At 29.9% G+C, this 388-nt stretch carries 1 protein-coding gene; it reads left to right on the forward strand.

Annotation, left to right across the window (positions count from 1 at the left end; translation table 11 throughout):
• On the forward strand, positions 1–388 hold a 388-nt coding region (locus O4G76_RS20065), incomplete at both ends, for a hypothetical protein (RefSeq protein ID WP_269398915.1).

Raw genomic sequence — 388 nt, forward strand, 5'->3', positions numbered from 1 at the left:
AAATATAATTGTTAGCTCGGTATTATCACTTTTTGTATTAGATTTATACTTATTAGGCGGAGGAAGGGTTGTCGATTTTGGTGGTGTAACTTTAAGGATGGTTGTTTTTGCTATCATGCTATTAATGGCGATATTTAGCTTGTTGCTAACAATGAGAATTAATAGTTTAGTTTTAAATACAGTATTCTGTGATTCTGCTATATTGTTGGTATGTATGTTTATTAGCTCAGTTAATGGTAATGCTAGAGAGGGAGCAGTAAGTATAAGTGCATACTCTTTTGTTCTTCTCCCTCTTGTATTTTATTTTTTCCAAAATAAAATTTTTATGTTTTTAGATAATTACATCCGTATCTCTGCAATATTTCTTTCTTCCTCATATTTGTTATTG

This window comes from Limimaricola sp. G21655-S1 (assembly GCF_027213785.1).
GTDB lineage: Bacteria > Pseudomonadota > Alphaproteobacteria > Rhodobacterales > Rhodobacteraceae > Limimaricola.